The organism is Rhodoferax sp. AJA081-3 (genome assembly GCF_017798165.1).
Lineage (GTDB): Bacteria > Pseudomonadota > Gammaproteobacteria > Burkholderiales > Burkholderiaceae_C > Allorhodoferax.
Genome location: NZ_CP059068.1, coordinates 4,822,248 through 4,842,173, shown reverse-complemented (window position 1 = coordinate 4,842,173; position 19,926 = coordinate 4,822,248). Strand labels below are relative to the sequence as shown.

Sequence of the window (19,926 nt, the reverse complement as noted above, 5' to 3'; positions counted from 1 at the left end):
ACTGAAGCCAAATCGGCCTCTAGCCCCCGTGGAATGAGCGCAAGCAGCTATCAAAAACATAGTAGCTGCAAAGCACACGAGGCGGCCTTCTACCTCCCCAACCACCCCAGCAACTCCGATTCATACGCCTGCGGCTGCTCCACCATGACCCAGTGGCCAGTGGGCAGCCCCACGGCGCGGCTGCAGGGTTTGGCGTTGAGTTCGTCCACCCAAGCCTGCGAATGGAACATGAAGGGTTTGCGCTGGCCATACACGTACAGCATGGGGCAATGCGGCGCAAACGGTGCCAGACCACCCAGGCCGCCACCCAGGCGCAGCCAGGTCATGGCGTAGGGGTAGTTCATGTACCAGTGGATGCTGGCCTGCGGCGTGGGGCTGCCCAGCAGGCGCGCCATCATGCGGGTCCAGTAGTCGGCAAAGCGGGCGCTGAAGAAGCGGCCTAGCACCCAGCATTTGGCTAGCCAGAATTGGTAGAAAACGATCATCAGTTTTGGCTTGGCGCCCAGGGTTTTCAGGAATCTTGGTGAGCGTGCATCGCCAATGTCCACCGCCACGATGCGGGCCACGCGCTCGGGGTGGCGGGCGGCCAGCTCATAGCCGAACACGCAGCCCCAGTCGTGCAGCAGCAGGGTTACAGGCTGCCCCGGGCTCACGGCACCCACAATGGCCAGCAGGCGCGCGGTCAGCTCGGCCAGCGTCAGCGCCCTCTGGCCCTGCGGTGGCGGGCCTTCAAAGCCCGGCAGCGTGAAGCGCACGCAGCGATAGCGCCCCTGCAGGGCCTGCACGGTGCGGTCCCACAGGCGGTGGGTGTCGGGCCAGCCGTGGATGCAGACGATGGCCTCTTCCCCCTGGCCTTCGATGAGAACTTCGGTGCCTTGGACCGCCATCTTGGTTGTTGTCTGGGTCACGTCCGTGCCTCCCTTTGTTTTATGCCCGAAAAGTGTATAGCCCGCGTTACTGGGTAGGCCGCAAGCCGTGCGCCGCCCAATAACCGCGTCAAAATGGCGGCATAACAAGGAGACAGCCATGGACACCACCCAAACAACCACCGCCCCGCAGGCAGACATCAAACAAATGTCCAGCTTCGCCGAGTTCTACCCCTTCTACCTGGGCGAGCACAGCAACCTGGCCTGCCGCCGCCTGCACTTCTTGGGCTCCAGCCTGGGCCTGGTGTGCGTGGGTTTCATGGTTGCCACCGGCAACCCGCTGTACCTGCTGCTGGGCCTGTTCTGCGGTTATGCCTGCGCCTGGATCGGGCACTTTGGGTTTGAGAAAAACAAGCCGGCCTCCTTCAAACGCCCGCTGTACAGCTTTTTGGGCGATTGGGTCATGTACAAGGACATGTGGATGGGCAAGGTCAAGGTGCTCTAACCGACGCTTTTGATAGTGGCCCAAGGCCATGCGGATGACCGTAGCGCAGGGTTGCCAGACAGCATGTGTGTTCAAGCCAATCCATACCACGCCCCCCTACCCTGACCTTGTGTCTGCAGGTGCCCCTGTTCCACCAAGGCCCTGAAATGCTGTTTGAGCGTGTTGCGGTTCGCCCCGGTCAGCTTTACCGCGCCCGCCATCGTGATGCGGCCGTGTTCGCGTGTGAATTCCATGATTTGCAGGGACAGTTCCGGCAGGGTCGCCAGCACGATCCTTTCGCGCTCGACCTTCTTCTCCAGTCTGCGCACCTGCTCAGCCAGTGACCGCAAGAAGAACACCAGCCACGGTTGCCAATTGGGCGTCGCGGTGCGAATGCTGCCCTGCGTCTGGCGCAGCGCCAGGTAATAGGCCTCTTTGTTGACTTCGATCACGCTTTCCAGCGAGCTGTAGGGCACATAGGCGTAGCCTGCCTGCAGCAACAACAGGGTGGTCAGCACACGGCTCAAGCGTCCATTGCCATCCTGGAATGGGTGAATTTCCAGAAAAACCACAACAAAAACTGAAATGATCAGCAGGGGGTGTAGTTGCGCGCTGTCGCGTTCCTGCGAGACCCAGTTAACCAACTCCTTCATCAGACGCGGCGTGTCGAACGGGGTAGCCGTCTCAAAAACAATGCCAATCTGGGTGCCGTTTTCGTCGAAGGCGGCCACGCTGTTGGAATGGGTCTTGTACTGACCCCGGTGCCGCTGGTCCTTTTCGCTATGGCGCAATAACGTCTGGTGCAACTGCTTGATGTGGTTTTCGTTAAACGGGATGTCTTGCCACGCGCTGAACACCAAATCCATCAGCTCGGCATAACCCGCCACTTCTTGCTCGTCGCGGGTCTCAAAGGTCTTGATCTCCAAGTTGGAGAGCAGTTTCTCCACTTCGCGGTCAGATAGCTTGCTGCCCTCAATGCGCGTGGATGAGCCTATGCTTTCAATGGTGGCGACTCTGCGCAGGGCTGATAGGCGCTCCGGGGCCAGGGTGCCCAGCGCTCGCCAGGCGCCCTTAAATTCATCAATTCGGGCGATGAGGCGCAAGACTTCGGGGGTGATTTGCAGGGACTCGGTGCGCAGCATGCAACCAATAGTACACCCAATTACACCCATTTAAGCCCGACGCAAATACTCCCGTGCAATCGGCTCCAAATGCGCAGGTGAAATGCCCAGCGCCTGCAGCCCCGGCACCAGCCCGGTGGCAATGTTGTCCACCTTCATCGAATCCAGGTTGTCGCGGCTCATCAGCGTGGGGCCGGGGGCAAACTCCATCAGCAGGGCTTGCAAGCGACCCAAGGCATCGGGCAGGGCAATCACCGGCCGGCCGCGCCCGCCATTGGCGCCGCTGAACTGGCCCGCCATTTGCACCAGTTCTTTCAGGGTGTACACATCGGGGCCGCAGGCCTCTACGACGCGCACGGCCCCTCCCGAGGCTTGGCGCAACACGCTGCGCTGCAAACTGCACACAATGGCCGCGGCCACATCGTCCACCCACACGGGCTGAAACCGCGCATGGGCACCAGCCAACGGCATGACCGGGAAGACGGCCTGCAGGCGGGCAAAGAGGTTCAGAAACTGGTCTTGCGCGCCAAAAATCACGCTGGGGCGCAGCACGGTCAGATCCAAGGCAGATTCAGCGGCGGCGCGGTGCAACACGGCTTCTCCACGGCCTTTGCTGCGCAGGTATTCCGATGGGGCCTGACCCGGCCGGGCATCGTTGGCGCCGAGCGCGCTCACATGCACCAGTTTGCCAATGGCCTGTGCTTGGCAGACCCGGGCCAGTTTTTGGGGCAGCACCACATGGGCCTTGTCAAAAGCGGCGGCGTTGCCGTGCAGGATGGCGATCAGGTTAACCATGGCGTCGTGGCCAGCGGCGGCACGGGCCAGCGCGGCTTCGTCGTGCACGTCCATCTCCAGCACGGTCACACCGGGCAGATGCTGCAGGTGGCGCGCGTTGCCGCCGCGCCGCGTGGGCAGCGTCACACTCAGGCCCTGGCGCACCAGTTGTCTACAAACCTGGGTACCGACAAAGCCAGTCCCACCCAACACAAGAATTGATTGCATGGGGGTACTGTACGCGCACCACGACGGTCTGCCTATTCGCCCTACCCGCCCTGCACTTCGCGGATCGCCCACCGCACCTCCGACAGCACTTTTTCATCCTTGTCCTGCAAAGCCTGGTACAACGCCGGCAAGCTGCGCGGGTCAGCCAGGTCACCCAGCGCATGTGCGGCGTTGGCGCGCACCACGGGCTGGGTATCTTGCAGCAAGGGCGTGATGTGAAACGTCCAGGCGCGGTTCTGCAGTTCGGCCAAAGCACGTGCAGCCTCGGCGCGCACCAGGGGCTCGGGGTCTTTCAGCATGCCCGCGATGACCGGGCCGGTTTCGGCAAAGCGCATTTCCCCTAATCCCCACATCGCCAGACGGCGGGTGGAGGCATTCGCATCGTGTAGGGCCAAGACCAAGGGGGCGATGGCGGCGCGCTGTTTGAACGATTCGCTGCCAAGGGCGTGGCGTTGTTCAAAGTCGCCCAATCGCAAGGCGCGGGCCAGTGCGGTGTAGTTGGGGTTGCCCAGTTTGTCCAGTTCATCGGCTGCCGTTTGGCCTGCGCCGTTTGCAAGCTGGTTGGGCTGGGCGAACAGCGTGTCGGGCCAACGGTATTGCTCACCAACCAGCGCTACGCTGCCCAGCGGCAGGGTTATGGCCAGGGTGGCGACAACTCCCAACATCCAACTGCGCGGGCTGACCGGCTGGCGTTGGCGATGGGGCTCCAGAATGGCCATGATGCGGGTGGCTAAGGTCTTGCCTTGGGCTGCCAGTGGTGTGACCCAGCGCTCGGGGCGGTGCGCCAACTGCGAGATGGTGATCAAGGTTTTGGCGTAGGCCGAGGGCACTCCCCCAGTTTTTATCACCGCGTCATCGGTGGCGCATTCCATGTTGAACTGCAGCTGCCGCAGCATCAGCCAGGCCAGAGGGTGAAACCAATACAGGGCCACCACCATGCGCGCCAGCATCAGGCTCAGCCAGTCCAACCGGGCGATATGGGCCAGCTCGTGGCGTAAGACGTCATCGGGCGCAATGTTCTGCACCGTGACCGTGTCGACCAATATGACCGGGCGCAACACGCCCCAACTGACGGGTGCGCGCACCTGGTCCGACACCAGCAGTTGGACCGGGCGTTGGATGCCAAATGCTGCGCGCAATTGCTCCAGTGTGGCCAGCCAGCGCTGGTGTGCTGGATGTAAACCTGGGTCTGTCGCCACACCCGACTGTGCCTGTTTCAAGCGCGCCAAACGCAAAGTGGCAATACCCCACTGCAGCAGTAACAAACCTACCACCACCGCATACACCCACACCAGCACGAAGGGCACAGACATGCCATCCGCATCATCGCCCGAAGGCGGCGCGGCCAACACAGCAAGGCCCGGCAAATCTGGCAATACCAGAGGTGCATCGGTCACGGCGGACCAGGCCAGCGGCAATGCCACCGTGGCACTGGGCAACAGGCTCCAGACCAAGGGCAAAGCCAGCAGCGCAGCCAGGCCCAACTGGGCTGCGACCACACGGCGCGCGGCGGACTGGTGGCGCAACACGGCCAAGACCAACAACAAGACCAGCAGCACCACGCTGCTCTTGCTCACCACGCTGATCAGGTCCAGCACCGTCCACGGCTGCGACGCGGGGTTCATGGCTAACGCCCCTCTTGTTTGGCCTTGTCGATCAGGGCTTGCAACTGGTCTATCTCTTGCGCGCTGAGCTTGCCCGACATGCCCAACAAAGCGGTGGCGGCCGAGGTGGGCGAGTCGTTAAAAAAGACGCCTACCAATTTCTTCAACGCAGAATCCGCCACCTTTTTCTTTGCCTGAACGGCTTTGTACAGGTAGCGCTGGCCATCCTCCCGGTGGGTCAACACACCCTTTTCCTCCAGCCGACTGAGCATGGCGCGGATGGCGGAGTTGCTGGGGGGCTCTTCCAGTTGTTCCTGAATCTGGGTGGCGGTCGCCTCGTTCAGGCGGTAGACCACGTCCATCACCTGGCGCTCGCGCCAGGGCAGGTCTTCGATACTGACTTTTTCCATAGGTAGGTCCTTGTTCTGTTTAGGGCGTCGCCTTGATGGCCGCCTCTGCCTTTTGCAGATTCTCCTCAAAACCGCGCAGTGCCTTGGGGCTACGTTGTGAGTTGGCCTTGCCTAGCTCTACGGCTTTCAGGAACTGCGCTTTGGCGTCCAGCGGGCGGCGCAGTTCCAGCAAGGCTTCGCCATGGCTGTCATAGGCATTGTCCGACTGCGGGAACTGGATCACGTTAAAGCCCAGCACCAGCTCTGCCAACACGGGCTGTTTGGCTTTGCCCAGCACGTCAAAGCCCAGTTGGTTGATCTCAGCCTCGGAAAACGCGGAGGCCTTGAGCGCCGCGTGCACCGTGTCTTTGGCCGCCTGGGCCTGGTTGGCCTGCAACTCGGCACCCGCCTTTTCCAGCGACGCCATCACCGCTTGGCGTGCCAACTGTTTGGCTTTCTGGCGGGCTTGTTTTTCTGCTTCCACCGTCAGGCTGGTGATGACCTGTTGGATGGCGGCGACCACCAGATGGGGCTCATCCGACTGAATATGGTGGCTGCTGCGGCTGGTGACCGTGTGAGTGCTGTTCGAGAACTGGCGGGCAAACTGGGCGTGTAGATCACGCTTGACCAACAAGGCGGGGGCCGTTTCCTGAAAAAACGGGTTGTTGCGTGTGGGTTGTACCGAGGTCAGCACAACAGTGGGCACATCGGGCAAGGTGGCTGTGTTTGGCAGCTTGGCCTGTGCAAAGATGGCCTCCACCAAGGCCAGGTCGGCTTTGGCGGAGGGCGGTGCCAGGCTGGCCAGGCGTTTTTGGTCTTCTTCGACCTTGCTGGCATCGAGCTTCTTGAGCTCCACTTCCAGCGTTTCCTGGGCCGGGTCAACCATGACCAAACCAGCCACCAAGCTCGGATAGGTCGCCGCAAATTGCCGCACCACAAAACCGCCGTAGGAGTGGCCTACCAGAATGACGGGGGTTTTGACTTTGGCGGCGGCAAAGAGCTGCTGCAGTTCTTCGGCATGCTGCACCAGGTTCAGGGTTTGACCACGGTCCGGCGACTTGCCCACCCCGGCGCGCGAATAGGCCAGGATGCGTGCATTTTTGGCAACCGCCGGGGCTACCTTGTTCCAGACTCGCAGGTCGCTGACAAAACCGGCTTCAAAAACTACGGTGTAGGGGCCTTCACCGGCCTGAACAACATGGAGTTTGCCTTGGGCGACGTGGACAAAGGTATCGGACTCTTGGGCGATGGAAGTGCCGGGCGCACCCAGCAAGAAGGACAAACCGAGCAGTAATGGGGGCAGAAAGCGTTTCATGGCGGGCGAATAGGGTTGAAAGTGATTGCTACTTATGTAGCATGCTGCAAGTGTAGCATGCTACATAAGTAACAACAACCCCCTGCGACCCGCCAGGTCTAAACCCACAACCTGCCGTCCGGTTACAGCACCACCGGCTCCGGCTCCAGCAGAATGCCAAAACGCTCGTACACGCTGGTCTGGATGGCTTTGGCCAGCGTCATCACCTCGCCACCGGTGGCGCCATTGCCGTCCGAGCCTGCACCGCGGTTCACCAACACCAGGGCTTGTTTTTCGTACACCCCGGCCTGGCCTACGGACTTGCCCTTCCAGCCGCACGAATCAATCAACCAGCCTGCCGCCAACTTGATAGAGCCATCGGCCAGGTGGTAGTGCACAACCCGGGGCTCGCGGGCAATGATGTCGGCGCATTGCTCGGGTGATACCTGGGGGTTCTTGAAGAAACTACCCGCATTGCCAATAACCGCCGGGTCAGGCAGCTTGGCGCGGCGTATGGCACACACCCAGTCAAAAATCTGCTGCGCCGTGGGCTCGGTGACGCCATGCTCGGCCATTTTTTTCTCGATATCGGCATAACCCAGCACCGGCTTCCAGACCTTGGGCAGCGCAAAACGCACACGCAGGATCAGCGCACGGTCTTTCAGGCCCAGGGTTTGTTGGCCACCGCTGGTCACGGTGCCGCCATGTTTGAACACCGAATCGCGGTATCCAAAGGCGCATTGGGCGGCGTTCAGCGTGAACACCTGGCCGGTCTGCAGGTCCAAGGCGTCCAAGGATTCGAAACGGTCCTGCAGCTCCACGCCATAGGCCCCAATGTTTTGAACCGGTGATGCGCCCACGGTGCCGGGTATCAGCGCCATGTTTTCTAGCCCCGTGTAGCCTTGCTCCAGCGTCCAGGCCACAAAATCGTGCCAGGCCTCACCGGCCCCGGCTTCCACCACAAAGTGCCGCGCAGTTTCACCTACCAGGCGGCGGCCCATGATTTCGACCTTCAGCACCAGCGGTTTGACATCACCCGTCAGCACCAGATTACTGCCCCCGCCCAGCACAAACTTGGGTTGAGCAGCCCACTCTGGGTCGGCCAGCAGCGCCTGCACATCTTCCTCACCACTGACGCGCACCAAAGCGAGAGCCTTGGCCACGATATGGAAGGTGTTAAAGGGCTGGAGTGGGACGTTTTTCTCGACTAACATGGCAGGATTGTCGCATCCACGCAATGGGCCATTCCCGGGTGCCCTGCGACTTGCACACCAACTTTTTTTACCTAGAACCAACATGCCTTCTTTTGATACCGTCTGCGAAGCAGAACTCTCCAAAGTCAAGAACGGGGTGGACAACACCACCAAGGAAATCACCACACGTTTTGACTTCAAAGGCACATCAGCCGCCATCAGCCTCAAAGACAAGGAAATCACGCTCATTGGCGACGCCGAATTCCAGCTGGACCAGATTGAAGACGTACTGCGCAACAAGCTCACCAAGCAGGAAGTGGACGTGCGTTTTCTGGACAAGGGTGATGTGCAGAAAATGGGCGGCGACAAGGTGAAGGTGGTCATCAAGGTGCGCAATGGCATTGAGACCGAGGTGTCAAAAAAAATCCAGCGCCTCATCAAGGACAGCAAGATCAAGGTGACGGCCGCCATCCAGGGCGATGCCGTGCGGTTCACCGGCGCCAAGCGCGATGATCTGCAGGCCGCCATGGCGCTGATCCGCAAGGACATTGCCGATCTGCCGCTGAGCTTCAACAACTTCCGCGACTGATACATGAAACCCGCCGCCCTGCTCTCGCTCACCCTGACCTGCTGCATAAGCCAAGCCGCTTGGGCCCAGTCGGTGGGCCTGTCGGGCATGCTGGGCGGCAAGGCACTGGTGATTGTGGACGGTGGCGCACCCAAAGCCGTGGCCGCTGGCGAAAGCCACAAGGGTGTGAAGATCGTTTCGACCCAGGGTGACGAAGCGGTGATCGAGATTGATGGCAAGCGCCACACCCTGCGCGTGGGTGATGCACCTGCCAGTGTGGGCAGCAGTGCTGGCAGCGCAGCCCCCAGCGGCAACCGTATTGTGCTTACCGCAGGTGGTGGGGGGCACTTCTTTGCACTGGGCCAGATCAATGGCAAATCCACCCAGATGGTGGTGGACACCGGTGCCACCTCGGTGGCCATGAGTGTGGCCGAGGCCCAGCGCCTGGGCATCGAATACAAGTCGGGGCAACCCATACAAATGAGCACGGCCAATGGTGTCATTCAGGGCTGGGTGATCAAGCTCAACTCGGTGCGGGTGGGGGATGTGGTGGTGCATGGGGTGGAGGCCGCGGTGTCGGCCGGCTCCATGCCCTATGTGCTGCTGGGCAATACTTTTCTGACCCGCTTCCAGATGACCCGCGCCAATGACCAGATGGTGCTGGAAAGACGCTACTAGGATTGCACGCTGTGAGCATCCAGAGCGAAAACGAATACGAAGACCTGCTGGCACTGTGGTCAGACCTGGAGTCGGGTCTGGGTGTGATTCTGGGCAGCCCGGCCAGTACCCAGGAATTTGGCCACCGGGTTTTGCAGTACGACCGGTGGATGCAAAGCCTGCTGCAGCGTGACCCCGATGTGGGCCTATACCTGCTGTTCCAGCTTGCAGGCAATTCGCCGGTAGGTTACAGCGCATCCCACGCACTGGTGTGTGCGGTGCTGAGCCATTTGATAACTATCGAACTAGGCATTGCCAAAGCCGAACGCGACAGCCTGGTGCATGCCGCGCTGACCATGAATATTGGCATGACAGCCATGCAGGATGCGCTGGCCACGCAGGTGGAAAAACCCACGCCAGAACAACAGGATGCCATCCGTTTGCACGCCGCAAAGGGGGCATTGATGCTGGGTAATCTGGGGGTAACCGATGCCCATTGGTTGGACATTGTGTCGGCCCACCACGACGCGGCCATTGACAAGGCCGATCTGCGCTCGGCCCCGCCCGTAGTTCGCCTGACCCGCATACTCAAAATAGTAGACCGTTATGCGGCCATGATCAGCCCGCGGATGTCGCGTGCGGGCCGCACGGCCACAGAGTCTGCCCGCGCGCTGATAGCCAATGCATCGGCCAAAACCGACGAAATAGGCCACGCCCTGGTGCGCGCCGTGGGCCTGTGCCCGCCTGGCACCTATGTGCGCATGGACAACGATGAAACGGCTGTGGTGCTGCGCCGCAGTGCCCAGCACAACCACCCCTATGTAGCCATCATCGCCAACCCGGCCGGTGAGATGGTGCACAGCCCCCGCTTGCACAACACGGCGACCAACAAGGGCTCCAAAATCAAGACGGCGCTACCTGCATCCGCGGTGCGGGCACGTCTAAACCACTTCCAGATGCTGCGCCTAGGCGCCTTCGCCGCGCAACAGTCCTAGCCCTTCTTCTTACTGCCCAGCTTGGATTCGGTGCCCTTGATCAGGCGCGAGATGTTTTCAGCATGGCGCCAGACCAGTAGTGCAGACATGACCACGGTCGACAACGCAATGCTCTTATCCATGGGCCAGACCACCCCACCCCCAAAGACGTAATACACCGGCGCAAACACTGCCGCCACCAGGGATGCCAGGGACGAGTAGCGGAAAAAGTAGGCAACGATGAGCCAGGTGGCGCCGGTGGCCAGGCCCAGTATCCAGCTGGTGGCCAGCAGCACGCCCAAGGCGGTTGCTACACCCTTGCCGCCCACAAACCGGAAGAACACCGGGAACAGATGGCCCAGAAATGCTGCCAGGCCCACCATGGCCACCGTGCCGTCGCCCAGTCCGTAGGGCTGGCCAAACCACTTCACCAGCATCACGGGCAACCAGCCCTTGAACGCATCCAGCAACAGGGTAACGATGGCTGCAGCCTTGGAGCCAGAGCGCAGCACATTGGTAGCTCCGGGGTTTTTGCTGCCATAGGTGCGCGGGTCGTTCAGGCCCATGCTGCGGCTCACGATGACGGCAAACGACAAAGAGCCCACCAGATAAGCGGCAATAACGGCAAACAAGGGATACAAAGCGCGAAGGGAATCCAAAACCAGTTCTCCTGAATATGACGGTCGGGGCTGTCAGTCAGCCAGTGCGCACTGTACCTGCTTTGCCGCCAGCAACTGCACACAAACGCTAGGCGAAATCCCTACCAGGTAGCCCCGCCGCCCCCCGTTGATCAGGATTTTTGGCAGGGCCAGGATGCTCTCTTCGATGTACACCGGCATGTCGCGGCGCGTACCAAAGGGGGACGTGCCGCCCACCAGATAACCGCTGTGCCGGTTGGCCACCTCCGGGGCACAGGGCTCCACCGATTTGGCACCGATTTGCCGGGCCAGGTTTTTGGTGGACACCTTGCGGTTGCCATGCATCAGCACCAGTAGCGGCTTGGCATCCTGGTCCTGCATGACCAGGGTTTTGACGACGGCAAAGGGGTCAAAACCCAGCACCTGCGCGCTGTGCTGAGCGCCGCCGTGCTCCAGGTATTCGTAGGGGTGCTCGGTGAAGGTAATCTTGTGCGCCTTGAGCATCTGGGTGGCGGGCGTTTCGGAAACATGATCTTTTTTGGCCATGGCAGTATTTTCCCTGTAATGAATCGACGTTTGCCACGACCAACGCCCATGAACATCCTGATTCCCAGCCTTATCGCCTTGCTTGCCTGCTGCACTCCAGCCCTGGCACCTGCACAAACTGCACCGCCCCCGCTGAACCTGAGCGCCACGGGCAGCAACGGTGAGAAGTTCAATGCAGACCGCATCCGCGGCAAGGTGGCCATCGTCTTCTACTGGTCCACGTCCTGCGCGGTTTGCCGGGACAGCCTGCCCGAGTTGCGCACCAACCTGAACGGCTGGCGCGACAAGCCCTTTGCGCTGGTTACCGTCAACGTAGACAAGAAAGCCGAGGACTGGCTGGCCTATGAACGCATCCAGGGCAAAACCCTGATGCCATCCAAAGGACTGATCTCTGTACGCCAGGACAACGGGCAAGCCCCGCCAGCCAAACTACCGCTGACCTTGCTGGTGGATGCCAAGGGCAAAGTGATTGCCCGGTACGAAGGGCGCCTGGCGCCCGAGGCATGGGACGGCGTGGCCGAGGTGATGCCCTGAACACCCCTGCACCTCCCGCGCGTCAAGGTTGACGTGTCAGCGCTTTGGTGGCCAGCCACTGGCCCTTCACTTCTACCAGGCGGTACTCCTCGACCGTCTCAAAACGGTAGGGCTTGCCACTTTGCGTGCCCTGCTCCAGGACCAAAGATGTAACGGACACGGTCTCACAGGGGTCGACCGCCTGCACCATACCGGCAACCGACAGGCGGCGCTGGCTGTAGTCACTGAGGTTTTTTAGCGCGGCCACTGCGCCGGCAGCAAACTCGTCCCGACCCAAACTGACGGTCCTGGTGCCACCCGATCCGTCGGCAACCACCGCACGAATCTCCACATCTGCGGCAAACAGTGCCAAAACGCCTGGCGCGTTCCTGCGGGCCATGGCGCCATCCAGTTGGGCCAACCAGGTTTGGGCTACAGCCTGCGCATTGCAGCGGCCGTCGGTCAATCTGGCTGGCACGGGCTGCGCCGGTGCTGCCACCAGGGGTCCAGCGGCTGGCTGAGCGCCTACCCCCGCAGCGGTGGCGACGGAAACCGCTTCGCTTGCCACTGCCGGTGAAAGCTGGTCCAGCTCGCCGTCAAACTGACCGGGCACAAAAAACTCCGGCACCTTGTCCAGCACCACGGGTAACAGCAGTGTGATGAGCGCCCGTGTTTTGGCAACGGGCGGCGCACGTACAAAGCCCACCTGACCCGGTGCGATATCCACACTGCCGTCTGGCGTCTCCAGATAGGTCTGGCCGGAAGTCACCTTGTCGTAGGTGCCTGCCCTTTGTGACCAGGCCTGCGCCAAGGGGTCGGTCAAAAAATAGGTCTCGTGGTCTGTACCCCGCACGCCGATGGTGGCAGACGGCGTGCGCACTCGGTAGCCTTTGGGGTTGAGCTTGGCAACCCATCCGGTGATAAAGCGCAGACCGCCTTGCACCAAGTGCACGGAGAGTCGGTCGGTAGCGCTTTTGTCTGCAGCAAAATCTTCGACCCGAAACTGGGCACCCGGGCGCACCGCCAGGTAGCCACCGTCTTCCATACGCAAGACGGCCTCACCATTGGCCGCGGCTTGTAGCTGCTCCCCCACATAAACGGTGTCGCCCGCGCGGAGCCCACGGGTCAGGGTCGGCTCCACCGCCGTAGCGCTCACGCTGCCGGTGATGCGCCACACCTGCGCAAAACTTTTGCTGGCGTCGGCCGCTTGGGCATGGCAGGCCAAGAGTGACTGGGCCACAATCCAAAGCAATACATGGATGCGATGTGTCAATGTCACGAAGGTAATCCTCTACTGTTGTGCGGCAGAATTGGCATCAACCATCACTGCGCTGTCGTATTCGACAATCTTTCCACCCGAACGAACCATTCTGTCGTTGCGGATCACGCGCATGGCACTGGGGTCAATCCAATACGTCATGTCCACAAAAACGACATACCGGGGATACTGGATATACCCCGTTTGCCGCACCTTGTAGGACTTGACCATGCGTCCCAGTGCTGCGATTTCTTCCAATGCCACAACCTTGAGATCGGAGAAATTTTCTCCACGCCGGCCGTCGGGCCACTCGCTGGTGCCGGCCATGCGCCAGGTCTTGCCCAGGGCAATGTCTGCCGGAGCCAGCGACAAGGCGGGGTCCATCTTCATGCCACTGCGATTTTTCTTGACCCCGCCCATCTGATCCGTCAGGACATCGCCGCCATTCATCTCCACTCTGTCGTCGTCGGCGTAGGTGACCTTCTGTGTATAACGGCGACGCTCCTTGGTGAATCCATCGGTTATTTCCCAGACCATTTCATCCCCCAACTGGAACCGGCGGCTTCCGCTGGGCAACTGCTTCACACCATGCTTGTCCGCGGACACCGTTAGCTGGGCCTTTTGCAGTTGGTCCAGCTTGAACTGTGCCTGTTCGCTCAAAAACCCCTTCGGGTACTTCTGCAAGTAGTCAAAAAAGTCGGTCACATTTTTGGAATCGCTGATGCGGGCCCAGTCCTGCTTCTCCACAGAAAAAGCACGGACGAGTTCGGCTTCGCTGGGCTTGGCCGGTTGCACTATCCTGCCGTCGTTGAAGTAAAAATCTTCCTCCAGACTGGTGCTTTCCCATGGGATTTGCCGGCCCTTGCTTTGCTGTCGCACACTGAGGCGCACACGCTTGAAAACGTCTTCAATCCGCGCAACCGGTTTGGTCAGCTCCTGCAGCAGATACCGGGTATAGAGCCCGTTGCCACCGGTTGCATCACCGTCATCCGCCACATTGCCGGGTGCCGTCGCATAGGCCAAAAAAGTGCCCGCCGGCGCATCCATGGGGGCCAGCCCCTTGTTCACCACTGCATCCGTAAACGGGTTGTCCCGGCAGGCGTCCAGCACCACAATGTTCATGCGGTTGCCTGCGAACTTGAACGCGTCTATTACCGCACCCACATCCACACTCTGCGCAGCAACCTCGGAAGCCTTGGTCGGCTTGGCATCCACGGGAACCATGTAGTTGCGCCAGTCCATCTGCAGACCGTGCCCCGCGTAATACAGCATGCCAATGCCGTTTTTGTCCTTCAGCGCATCACGCATGCTGGAAACGGCGGCCTCCATCTGGTGCTTGGGGGCGTCCCGCAACTCGACCACCGAAAAGCCCAGGCTGCGTAGCGACGCTCCCATGGCCTTTGCGTCGTTAGCGGGGTTCACCAGGGAGTTGCCGGGGTATTGCGAGTTGCCAATAACCAGTGCCATGCGCAGATCAACGGGCGCCTGCGCCGCGGCAGCCACCGTCAGCAAGCCACCAAAGAGCATCGGCAGACGGCAAATCCTGAAGAACGCAATGACCGGTTTCATCTGTACCGCCGCCCTGAAAAAGTGTATGTATGGCCGCAATTTAACAGCAAGTCTCTCGAAGCCCCCCACAAAAAGGCATGCCATACTGGCGCACATGTGGTCACAACCTATGCCTACACCCGCCTGTCACCTACAGCGCAGCGCGCGCCCACCCAAGCCAATTCCCAAACTCCTGCGGTTGGCATTTGCCGTTGCAGCCTTGTGCAGTTTTTCGGCATCGGCAGTGGCACCGCTCGACATACGCGTGGCTTTGGTCATCGGCAATTCCGCCTACGCGGGCGCTGCCGCGCTGGACAACCCGGCAAACGATGCAACGGCGATGGCCGCTGCGCTGAAGCGGCTGGGTTTTTCCGTGATCCAGATCAACAACGGTTCACGCACCCAGATGCTGGAAGCCATCCAATCCATGGGTGACGGCCTGCGCGCCAAGTCCGGCGTTGGCGTGCTGTACTACGCAGGTCATGGTCTGCAGATGGACTGGCGTAACTACATGGTTCCGGTGAACGCCACATTAGCCAACGCCTCCGAGGTTCCAAGCCAAGCCGTGGACCTGGACGTTGTGTTGCAGACCTTCAAGACCGCCGGAAGCCGCATGAATATTGTGATTTTGGACGCCTGCAGGGACAACCCGTTCTCTGCCACCACAGGCGCAAAAGGTCTGGCCCAGATGGATGCACCACCCGGCACATTCCTGGCCTACGCCACCGCACCGGGCAATGTGGCGGAAGATGGCGCCATGGGCACCAACGGCCTGTACACCGGATTCCTGCTGCGGGAGCTAACCCGTCCGGCCTCCAAGATAGAAGATGTATTCAAGCGCGTTCGGCTGCAGGTTCGGCAAAGCAGCAAAGGCCGGCAGGTGCCGTGGGAGAGCACCAGCCTGGAAGAGGATTTCGTTTTCAACGACGGTGTCAAACACACCTTTAGGTCAGAAGACCTGGAGCAGCTGCGCAAGCCGCAACCAACGCGCGCTGAGGCAGTAGCGCTGGCCCCCCAAGGTTTGGATCAGGCCGATAGTGGACGAAAATTAGACTATGAGCGTGCCATGGAAGAAGCCAAGGCCATTGCCAAGCTTTCCAAGCAAGATGCAGCTGAACAGGCTTTCAAACGTGAAAAGGCGGACTGGGACCGCATAGCCAACAGCCGCAATCCGGACGATTTTTATGACTACCTGCTGCGCTATCCGAGCGGCAGTATCAGCGAACTGGCCAGCGCCGCGCTGGAACGACTGGAACACGCGCGCATCACCCATGTTGCCGACAAAGATGGCATGGTCCAGGTGTCCGGACGCGACAGGTTCCGCATGGGCGACAAGCACTACTTCACCGTGCGGGACGAACTGACTAAAACCAACCGCTTTGGATTGATGCAAGTCACCAAGGTCAACGAAGACACGGTCGAAGTCAACCATGGCCAAGACCTTTATACGCGGGAAGGCGCGGGCATTCGAAACCGCTACATTTCGCGGATGGACCCACCCCGTCTGGAATTGCCGGCAAGTGAGTACACCGTCGGCAAACGCTGGAACTACCGTTTACACCAGACCGCAGCTTCGGGCCAAACTTCCGGAATCCCCCAGGTGGTGCATGGCACAGCCCGCGTCGCGGCACTGGAAGAAGTGTCCGTTCCCGCAGGCAATTTCAAAGCCTACCGCGTGGAACTGGAAGAGTTCTCACATGAGGGAACCTTTGTCAAATTGACGCGCTGGATGTTGCCCAGCTGGGGCTTCCCCATCAAAATGAAACGCGAGGTGCGACGCCGCTGGGGCGGGCCCGAACTGGAAACCATGGAGATGACCTTCAAGGAGCGGGTTGGTGGCTGACGGTGCAGCAGCGAAAAACTACACTTTTTATAGCTATAACTTCATATTCCACGGGGGCTAGCGGCATATTTCACAAGGAAGAATCCCGCTGGAAGCCCTTCCAGTAGGCCAGCGCCACCCGATACGTATTGAGCTGCACCGCCACTGTCTCGTCAATACGCACCCCATACCCGCCCGCCATCAACACCACCACCGGCAGATTGCGTGCACCGCACCAGTCAAACACCCGCTGGTCCCGCGCCTGCATGCCGGCCATACTCAGCTTGAGGCGGCCCAGGCGGTCGCCCTCGTACGGGTCGGCCCCTGCCAGGTACATCACCAGACCAGGCGCAAATCGTCTGTCCAGCTCAGCCAGCGCACCATCCAGTGCGGCCAGGTAGTCCGCATCTGCACAGCCATCAGGCAGTGGCACATCCAGATCGCTAGCCTCTTTGCGGAACGGAAAATTCTTGTCGCCGTGTAGGGATAGCGTGAACACGCTGTCGTCGCCTTGGAAGATGTGTGCCGTCCCATTGCCCTGGTGCACATCCAGATCAATGACCGCCACACGCAGGGGTTCCGCACCACGTGGCTGGCGCCTGCCCCACTCTGCCTGCACCACCCGGCTGGCCACCGCCACGTCGTTGAAGACACAAAACCCACCGCCCTTGTCGGCGTAGGCGTGGTGCGTGCCGCCCGCCAGGTTGGCCGACACACCCTGCACCAGCGCCACACGCGCGGCGGCGATGGTGGCACCTACCGAGCGTCGGGCCCGTTCAGCCATGGCCTCGCTCCAGGGGAAGCCAATCTCACGCAACACCGCCGGGCTGGCCGTGCCCTGGGCGATGGCCTCTACATAACCAGGGCTGTGGGCATAGGCCAACTCGCCGTCACTGGCGCGAGGAGCCTCCAAACACTGTACGGCCGGCAGGTGAACAGCCAATTGCTCGCGCAGCATCCGGTACTTGGCCATGGGGAAACGGTGGCCCTCGGGCAGGGGCAAAACGAACTGGTCACTGTAAAAAGCTTGCATGGGGGTATTCTGGCGCTTGACAGGCCCACCCCATGCTGCGAGAGTTTGCCCACACGTTGGAGAGACACATGAAAGTGCCCCCGCGGCTGCTTGCCGCCTGCCTAATGGCTCTGGCTGTAGCCAGCAATGCCATGACCATCACCGCGGCTGGAGACCCCTACCCGCCTTATGGAGACCCCAAGATACCCGATGGAGGTCTGGGCATGGAGATTATCCGCGCTGCCTACAAAACCCAGGGGCATGAAGTGACCATGGAGTACGTGCCGTGGGCGCGGGCCGAGGCGGGTGTCAAAAACGGCTCCTACGACATCGTGCCTTTTACCTGGCGCACCGAAGCACGGGCCAAGGTATTGCTGTTCAGCTCCGCGTTTGCAGTGGGCAATGTGCGCTTTATCAAACGCAAGGGTGATCCGTTTGAATTCAACGGTCTGGAGAGCCTGAACGGAAAGCGTATAGGTACCGTTTTGGGATATGGGTACGGCGACGCGTTTATGCAGTCAACCGCCTTTGTCCGCGAGAACGGCAAAGACCTCACAACCAATATCAAAAAACTGCTACGCAACCGGATAGATCTGACGCTGGAGGACGAAATCGTGGCACGTGCCGCCATCAGCGCGGAAGACCCGTTGGCCCTGGAGCAGATTGAATTTGTCAGAACGCCGCTGTCGGTCAATCCCTTGTACGTCACCGCCGGGCTGCAAAACCCCAAAGCACAGGAGATCATTGGTGCATTCAATAAGGGGCTGGAGGTCATCAAGGCCAATGGCACCTATGACAGGATTTTCAGAAAATACGGAGTGGAAAGGGCTGTGCGGTGACCACGGTCCGACAGCTTGGCAGAATATTGACCCTTCTGCTCGCGTTAATGGCGGCTGGGCAGCCGGTGCAATCAGGTGAACTGGTGCGTGTAGGTGGTTATCCATTCCTGCCTTTTGTAGACCCGTCAGGTGGACTGACCAGCGATTTGTTGGTAGCAATGAATGCGATTCAAAAAGACTACACCTTCCAGCTGGTAAACACATCCTCCAAACGCCGTTACCGCGACATGGCCGATGGGTCTTTCAGCATGGTGTTGTTTGAGAATATCAAGTGGGGATGGGACCCCGCCTTGGTGCAGGCCAGCAAGGTATTCTTGCAAGGCGACGGAGAAGTGTATGTAGCCCTTAGCCAGCAGGGCCGCGGCCAGGAATACTTCAAGACACTACAAGGTAAACACATTCTGGGTGTCAGCGGCTACCACTATGGATTCGCCAACTTTACCGCGGACCCGGAGCGCCTCGCGCAGCAGTTCAACATCAGCTTCAGCCCAGACAATGCGGTGAGCCTGCGCAATCTGCTCGCGGGGCGGGGCGACGTAGCAGTGATCACCAAGTCGTATCTCAAGAGTTACCTGCTGAAGGACCCTCAGGCAGTGTCCCGCCTCTTGGTCTCTGAGCGATTCGACCAAACCTACGCACACTCTGCGGTGGTTAAACGGGGTAGCAAACCCAGTCCACAAGAACTCGACGCGATATTTGACCGAATGGAGTCGGCTGGTGTGCTCAAACAACTCTGGGCCAAGTATGGTCTGGACAATTAGTTGGGGGCTGAACCCGTTTACGATACCCAAATGCCCGTACTGCACAAGAACCGTCAACTACTTGCCGTATGCGCATTGGCTGGTCTGCTAGCAGCACCCGGTTGGGCACAAACCAGATCGATCACCTGTTACAGCGATGTGTTTGCGCCTTATGTCACGCTGGACGGTGGCGAGATTCGGGGAATTGACGTGGATGCCATTGCTGAGGCGGGCCGCAGGGTCGGAATCAAGGTGAGCTTTCAACTGCTGCCCTGGGTCCGGCTGGAGCGCGACATCGCCATGGGCACCGCAAGTGAGGTTGAATGTGCATTCGCCTACACCGTGACGGACATACGCAAAACTTACATGGACTTCACCACGGTACCGGTCAAATTGACCGAGTTGAATATCTTTGCCCGTAGAGGCAGCTTCCAGTCGTTCAATGGGATTGACGACCTCAAAGGCAAGACCGTTGGTATTCGCCGGGGCTTCAAATTGCCTGCCGCCATGCAGACCATGGTTGAGCAGGGCTACATCAAGCTGGAAGAGGTCAACACTGATAAGCAAAATTTCGAGAAACTCGCCCGTGAACGGATACAGGCAGTTCTGTCCAACCGGGAGGTCGGATTTGAGGCCCTGGACCTCTTGGGCAATCACGAAATTGTGGCCCTGTCCCCATCCGTGCAGATAACACCAACCTACCTGGTATTCAACAAGGCAAAGGGACATGCAGACTTGGTCCCGCTGTTTGACAAAGGTTTCAGGGCCATCATTGCAGACGGCACCTACCGCAAAATCCGGGCCCGCTACTTGTAGGGCGCCACCACTTGTCATAGTCTGCCTTAAATCGGCTAACCT

At 60.1% G+C, this 19,926-nt stretch carries 21 protein-coding genes; 9 read left to right on the top strand and 12 right to left on the bottom strand.

Features of this window, described 5'->3' with window-relative positions; translation table 11 throughout:
- Positions 1-89: 89 nt before the first annotated feature.
- A complete protein-coding gene (locus HZ993_RS22670; RefSeq protein WP_245213731.1) occupies positions 90-908 on the bottom strand; it encodes an alpha/beta fold hydrolase in 819 nt (272 codons plus the stop codon).
- 118 nt (positions 909-1,026) lie between these two features.
- On the opposite strand from HZ993_RS22670, the gene HZ993_RS22665 reads away from it, so the two are divergent.
- Complete coding sequence (locus HZ993_RS22665) at positions 1,027-1,371, top strand: DUF962 domain-containing protein (protein ID WP_209394960.1); 345 nt, start codon at positions 1,027-1,029, stop codon at positions 1,369-1,371.
- 71 nt (positions 1,372-1,442) lie between these two features.
- Here the strand turns inward: HZ993_RS22665 and HZ993_RS22660 are convergent, their stop codons facing one another.
- The 6 genes from HZ993_RS22660 to murB all read right to left on the bottom strand — a co-directional run bounded on the left by HZ993_RS22660 (position 1,443) and on the right by murB (position 7,974).
- Positions 1,443-2,492 carry a Fic family protein gene (locus HZ993_RS22660; RefSeq protein ID WP_209394959.1) on the bottom strand — a complete coding sequence of 350 codons (1,050 nt, stop codon included), beginning with the start codon at positions 2,490-2,492 and terminating at the stop codon, positions 1,443-1,445.
- A gap of 30 nt (positions 2,493-2,522) precedes the next feature.
- Entirely contained in the window at positions 2,523-3,473 is a 951-nt protein-coding gene (locus tag HZ993_RS22655; RefSeq protein WP_209394958.1) for a complex I NDUFA9 subunit family protein, read from the bottom strand.
- 41 nt (positions 3,474-3,514) lie between these two features.
- Positions 3,515-5,098: a M56 family metallopeptidase gene (locus HZ993_RS22650; RefSeq protein WP_209394957.1), complete on the bottom strand. Its 1,584-nt coding sequence runs from the start codon at positions 5,096-5,098 to the stop codon at positions 3,515-3,517.
- Positions 5,099-5,100: 2 nt separating this feature from the next.
- Positions 5,101-5,487 (bottom strand): BlaI/MecI/CopY family transcriptional regulator, encoded by a 387-nt coding sequence (locus HZ993_RS22645; RefSeq protein WP_209394956.1) that lies wholly within the window; start codon positions 5,485-5,487, stop codon positions 5,101-5,103.
- A 19-nt stretch (positions 5,488-5,506) separates the two neighbouring features.
- Positions 5,507-6,781 (bottom strand): alpha/beta fold hydrolase, encoded by a 1,275-nt coding sequence (locus tag HZ993_RS22640; RefSeq protein ID WP_209394955.1) that lies wholly within the window; start codon positions 6,779-6,781, stop codon positions 5,507-5,509.
- 122 nt (positions 6,782-6,903) lie between these two features.
- Positions 6,904-7,974, bottom strand: coding sequence for a UDP-N-acetylmuramate dehydrogenase (murB, locus tag HZ993_RS22635; RefSeq protein ID WP_209394954.1), 1,071 nt, complete (start codon positions 7,972-7,974; stop codon positions 6,904-6,906).
- Between the two features lie 82 nt (positions 7,975-8,056).
- Between murB and HZ993_RS22630 the strand changes: the two genes are divergently transcribed.
- Genes HZ993_RS22630 through HZ993_RS22620 form a run of 3 tightly spaced genes read left to right on the top strand, consistent with a single transcriptional unit; the run spans position 8,057 to position 10,173 of the window.
- Positions 8,057-8,542: a YajQ family cyclic di-GMP-binding protein gene (locus HZ993_RS22630; RefSeq protein WP_209394953.1), complete on the top strand. Its 486-nt coding sequence runs from the start codon at positions 8,057-8,059 to the stop codon at positions 8,540-8,542.
- A gap of 3 nt (positions 8,543-8,545) precedes the next feature.
- Positions 8,546-9,199 carry a TIGR02281 family clan AA aspartic protease gene (locus HZ993_RS22625; RefSeq protein ID WP_209394952.1) on the top strand — a complete coding sequence of 218 codons (654 nt, stop codon included), beginning with the start codon at positions 8,546-8,548 and terminating at the stop codon, positions 9,197-9,199.
- An 11-nt stretch (positions 9,200-9,210) separates the two neighbouring features.
- The gene (locus HZ993_RS22620; RefSeq protein ID WP_209394951.1) at positions 9,211-10,173 is read left to right on the top strand and encodes an HD-GYP domain-containing protein; all 963 of its coding nucleotides are present in this window, start codon (positions 9,211-9,213) and stop codon (positions 10,171-10,173) included.
- On the opposite strand, the gene plsY is transcribed toward HZ993_RS22620, so the two are convergent.
- Together plsY and ybaK are read right to left on the bottom strand one after the other, a co-directional pair.
- The gene (gene plsY, locus HZ993_RS22615) at positions 10,170-10,811 is read right to left on the bottom strand and encodes a glycerol-3-phosphate 1-O-acyltransferase PlsY (protein ID WP_209394950.1); all 642 of its coding nucleotides are present in this window, start codon (positions 10,809-10,811) and stop codon (positions 10,170-10,172) included. The genes HZ993_RS22620 and plsY overlap by 4 nt on opposite strands.
- Positions 10,812-10,844: 33 nt before the next feature.
- Positions 10,845-11,336 (bottom strand): Cys-tRNA(Pro) deacylase, encoded by a 492-nt coding sequence (gene ybaK / locus HZ993_RS22610; protein ID WP_209394949.1) that lies wholly within the window; start codon positions 11,334-11,336, stop codon positions 10,845-10,847.
- 48 nt (positions 11,337-11,384) lie between these two features.
- On the opposite strand from ybaK, the gene HZ993_RS22605 reads away from it, so the two are divergent.
- The gene (locus HZ993_RS22605; RefSeq protein WP_209394948.1) at positions 11,385-11,870 is read left to right on the top strand and encodes a TlpA disulfide reductase family protein; all 486 of its coding nucleotides are present in this window, start codon (positions 11,385-11,387) and stop codon (positions 11,868-11,870) included.
- Positions 11,871-11,892: 22 nt separating this feature from the next.
- Here HZ993_RS22605 and HZ993_RS22600 read toward each other — a convergent pair whose 3' ends face one another.
- Positions 11,893-13,128 (bottom strand): FecR domain-containing protein, encoded by a 1,236-nt coding sequence (locus HZ993_RS22600; protein WP_209394947.1) that lies wholly within the window; start codon positions 13,126-13,128, stop codon positions 11,893-11,895.
- Between the two features lie 12 nt (positions 13,129-13,140).
- Positions 13,141-14,676, bottom strand: coding sequence for a caspase family protein (locus HZ993_RS22595; protein WP_209394946.1), 1,536 nt, complete (start codon positions 14,674-14,676; stop codon positions 13,141-13,143).
- Positions 14,677-14,854: 178 nt separating this feature from the next.
- Between HZ993_RS22595 and HZ993_RS22590 the strand changes: the two genes are divergently transcribed.
- Positions 14,855-16,498, top strand: coding sequence for a caspase family protein (locus tag HZ993_RS22590; RefSeq protein ID WP_209394945.1), 1,644 nt, complete (start codon positions 14,855-14,857; stop codon positions 16,496-16,498).
- Between the two features lie 70 nt (positions 16,499-16,568).
- On the opposite strand, the gene HZ993_RS22585 is transcribed toward HZ993_RS22590, so the two are convergent.
- Positions 16,569-17,510 carry a histone deacetylase gene (locus HZ993_RS22585; RefSeq protein ID WP_209394944.1) on the bottom strand — a complete coding sequence of 314 codons (942 nt, stop codon included), beginning with the start codon at positions 17,508-17,510 and terminating at the stop codon, positions 16,569-16,571.
- Positions 17,511-17,578: 68 nt separating this feature from the next.
- Between HZ993_RS22585 and HZ993_RS22580 the strand changes: the two genes are divergently transcribed.
- From HZ993_RS22580 to HZ993_RS22570, 3 genes are read left to right on the top strand one after another with little or no spacing between them, the layout of a single operon-like run.
- Positions 17,579-18,328 (top strand): ABC transporter substrate-binding protein, encoded by a 750-nt coding sequence (locus tag HZ993_RS22580; protein WP_209394943.1) that lies wholly within the window; start codon positions 17,579-17,581, stop codon positions 18,326-18,328.
- A gap of 26 nt (positions 18,329-18,354) precedes the next feature.
- Positions 18,355-19,089: a transporter substrate-binding domain-containing protein gene (locus HZ993_RS22575; protein ID WP_209394942.1), complete on the top strand. Its 735-nt coding sequence runs from the start codon at positions 18,355-18,357 to the stop codon at positions 19,087-19,089.
- A 30-nt stretch (positions 19,090-19,119) separates the two neighbouring features.
- Positions 19,120-19,884, top strand: a complete 765-nt coding sequence (locus HZ993_RS22570) for an ABC transporter substrate-binding protein (protein WP_209394941.1) — start codon at positions 19,120-19,122, stop codon at positions 19,882-19,884.
- Positions 19,885-19,926 lie beyond the last annotated feature (42 nt).

Coding starts and splice junctions, on each gene's coding strand:
- HZ993_RS22665 (WP_209394960.1), top strand. CDS start 1,027: ATGGACACCACCCAAACAACCACCGCCCCGCAGGCAGACATCAAACAA.
- HZ993_RS22660 (WP_209394959.1), bottom strand. CDS start 2,492: ATGCTGCGCACCGAGTCCCTGCAAATCACCCCCGAAGTCTTGCGCCTC.
- HZ993_RS22655 (WP_209394958.1), bottom strand. CDS start 3,473: ATGCAATCAATTCTTGTGTTGGGTGGGACTGGCTTTGTCGGTACCCAG.
- HZ993_RS22650 (WP_209394957.1), bottom strand. CDS start 5,098: ATGAACCCCGCGTCGCAGCCGTGGACGGTGCTGGACCTGATCAGCGTG.
- HZ993_RS22645 (WP_209394956.1), bottom strand. CDS start 5,487: ATGGAAAAAGTCAGTATCGAAGACCTGCCCTGGCGCGAGCGCCAGGTG.
- HZ993_RS22640 (WP_209394955.1), bottom strand. CDS start 6,781: ATGAAACGCTTTCTGCCCCCATTACTGCTCGGTTTGTCCTTCTTGCTG.
- murB (WP_209394954.1), bottom strand. CDS start 7,974: ATGTTAGTCGAGAAAAACGTCCCACTCCAGCCCTTTAACACCTTCCAT.
- HZ993_RS22630 (WP_209394953.1), top strand. CDS start 8,057: ATGCCTTCTTTTGATACCGTCTGCGAAGCAGAACTCTCCAAAGTCAAG.
- HZ993_RS22625 (WP_209394952.1), top strand. CDS start 8,546: ATGAAACCCGCCGCCCTGCTCTCGCTCACCCTGACCTGCTGCATAAGC.
- ybaK (WP_209394949.1), bottom strand. CDS start 11,336: ATGGCCAAAAAAGATCATGTTTCCGAAACGCCCGCCACCCAGATGCTC.
- HZ993_RS22605 (WP_209394948.1), top strand. CDS start 11,385: ATGAACATCCTGATTCCCAGCCTTATCGCCTTGCTTGCCTGCTGCACT.
- HZ993_RS22595 (WP_209394946.1), bottom strand. CDS start 14,676: ATGAAACCGGTCATTGCGTTCTTCAGGATTTGCCGTCTGCCGATGCTC.
- HZ993_RS22585 (WP_209394944.1), bottom strand. CDS start 17,510: ATGCAAGCTTTTTACAGTGACCAGTTCGTTTTGCCCCTGCCCGAGGGC.
- HZ993_RS22580 (WP_209394943.1), top strand. CDS start 17,579: ATGAAAGTGCCCCCGCGGCTGCTTGCCGCCTGCCTAATGGCTCTGGCT.
- HZ993_RS22570 (WP_209394941.1), top strand. CDS start 19,120: ATGCCCGTACTGCACAAGAACCGTCAACTACTTGCCGTATGCGCATTG.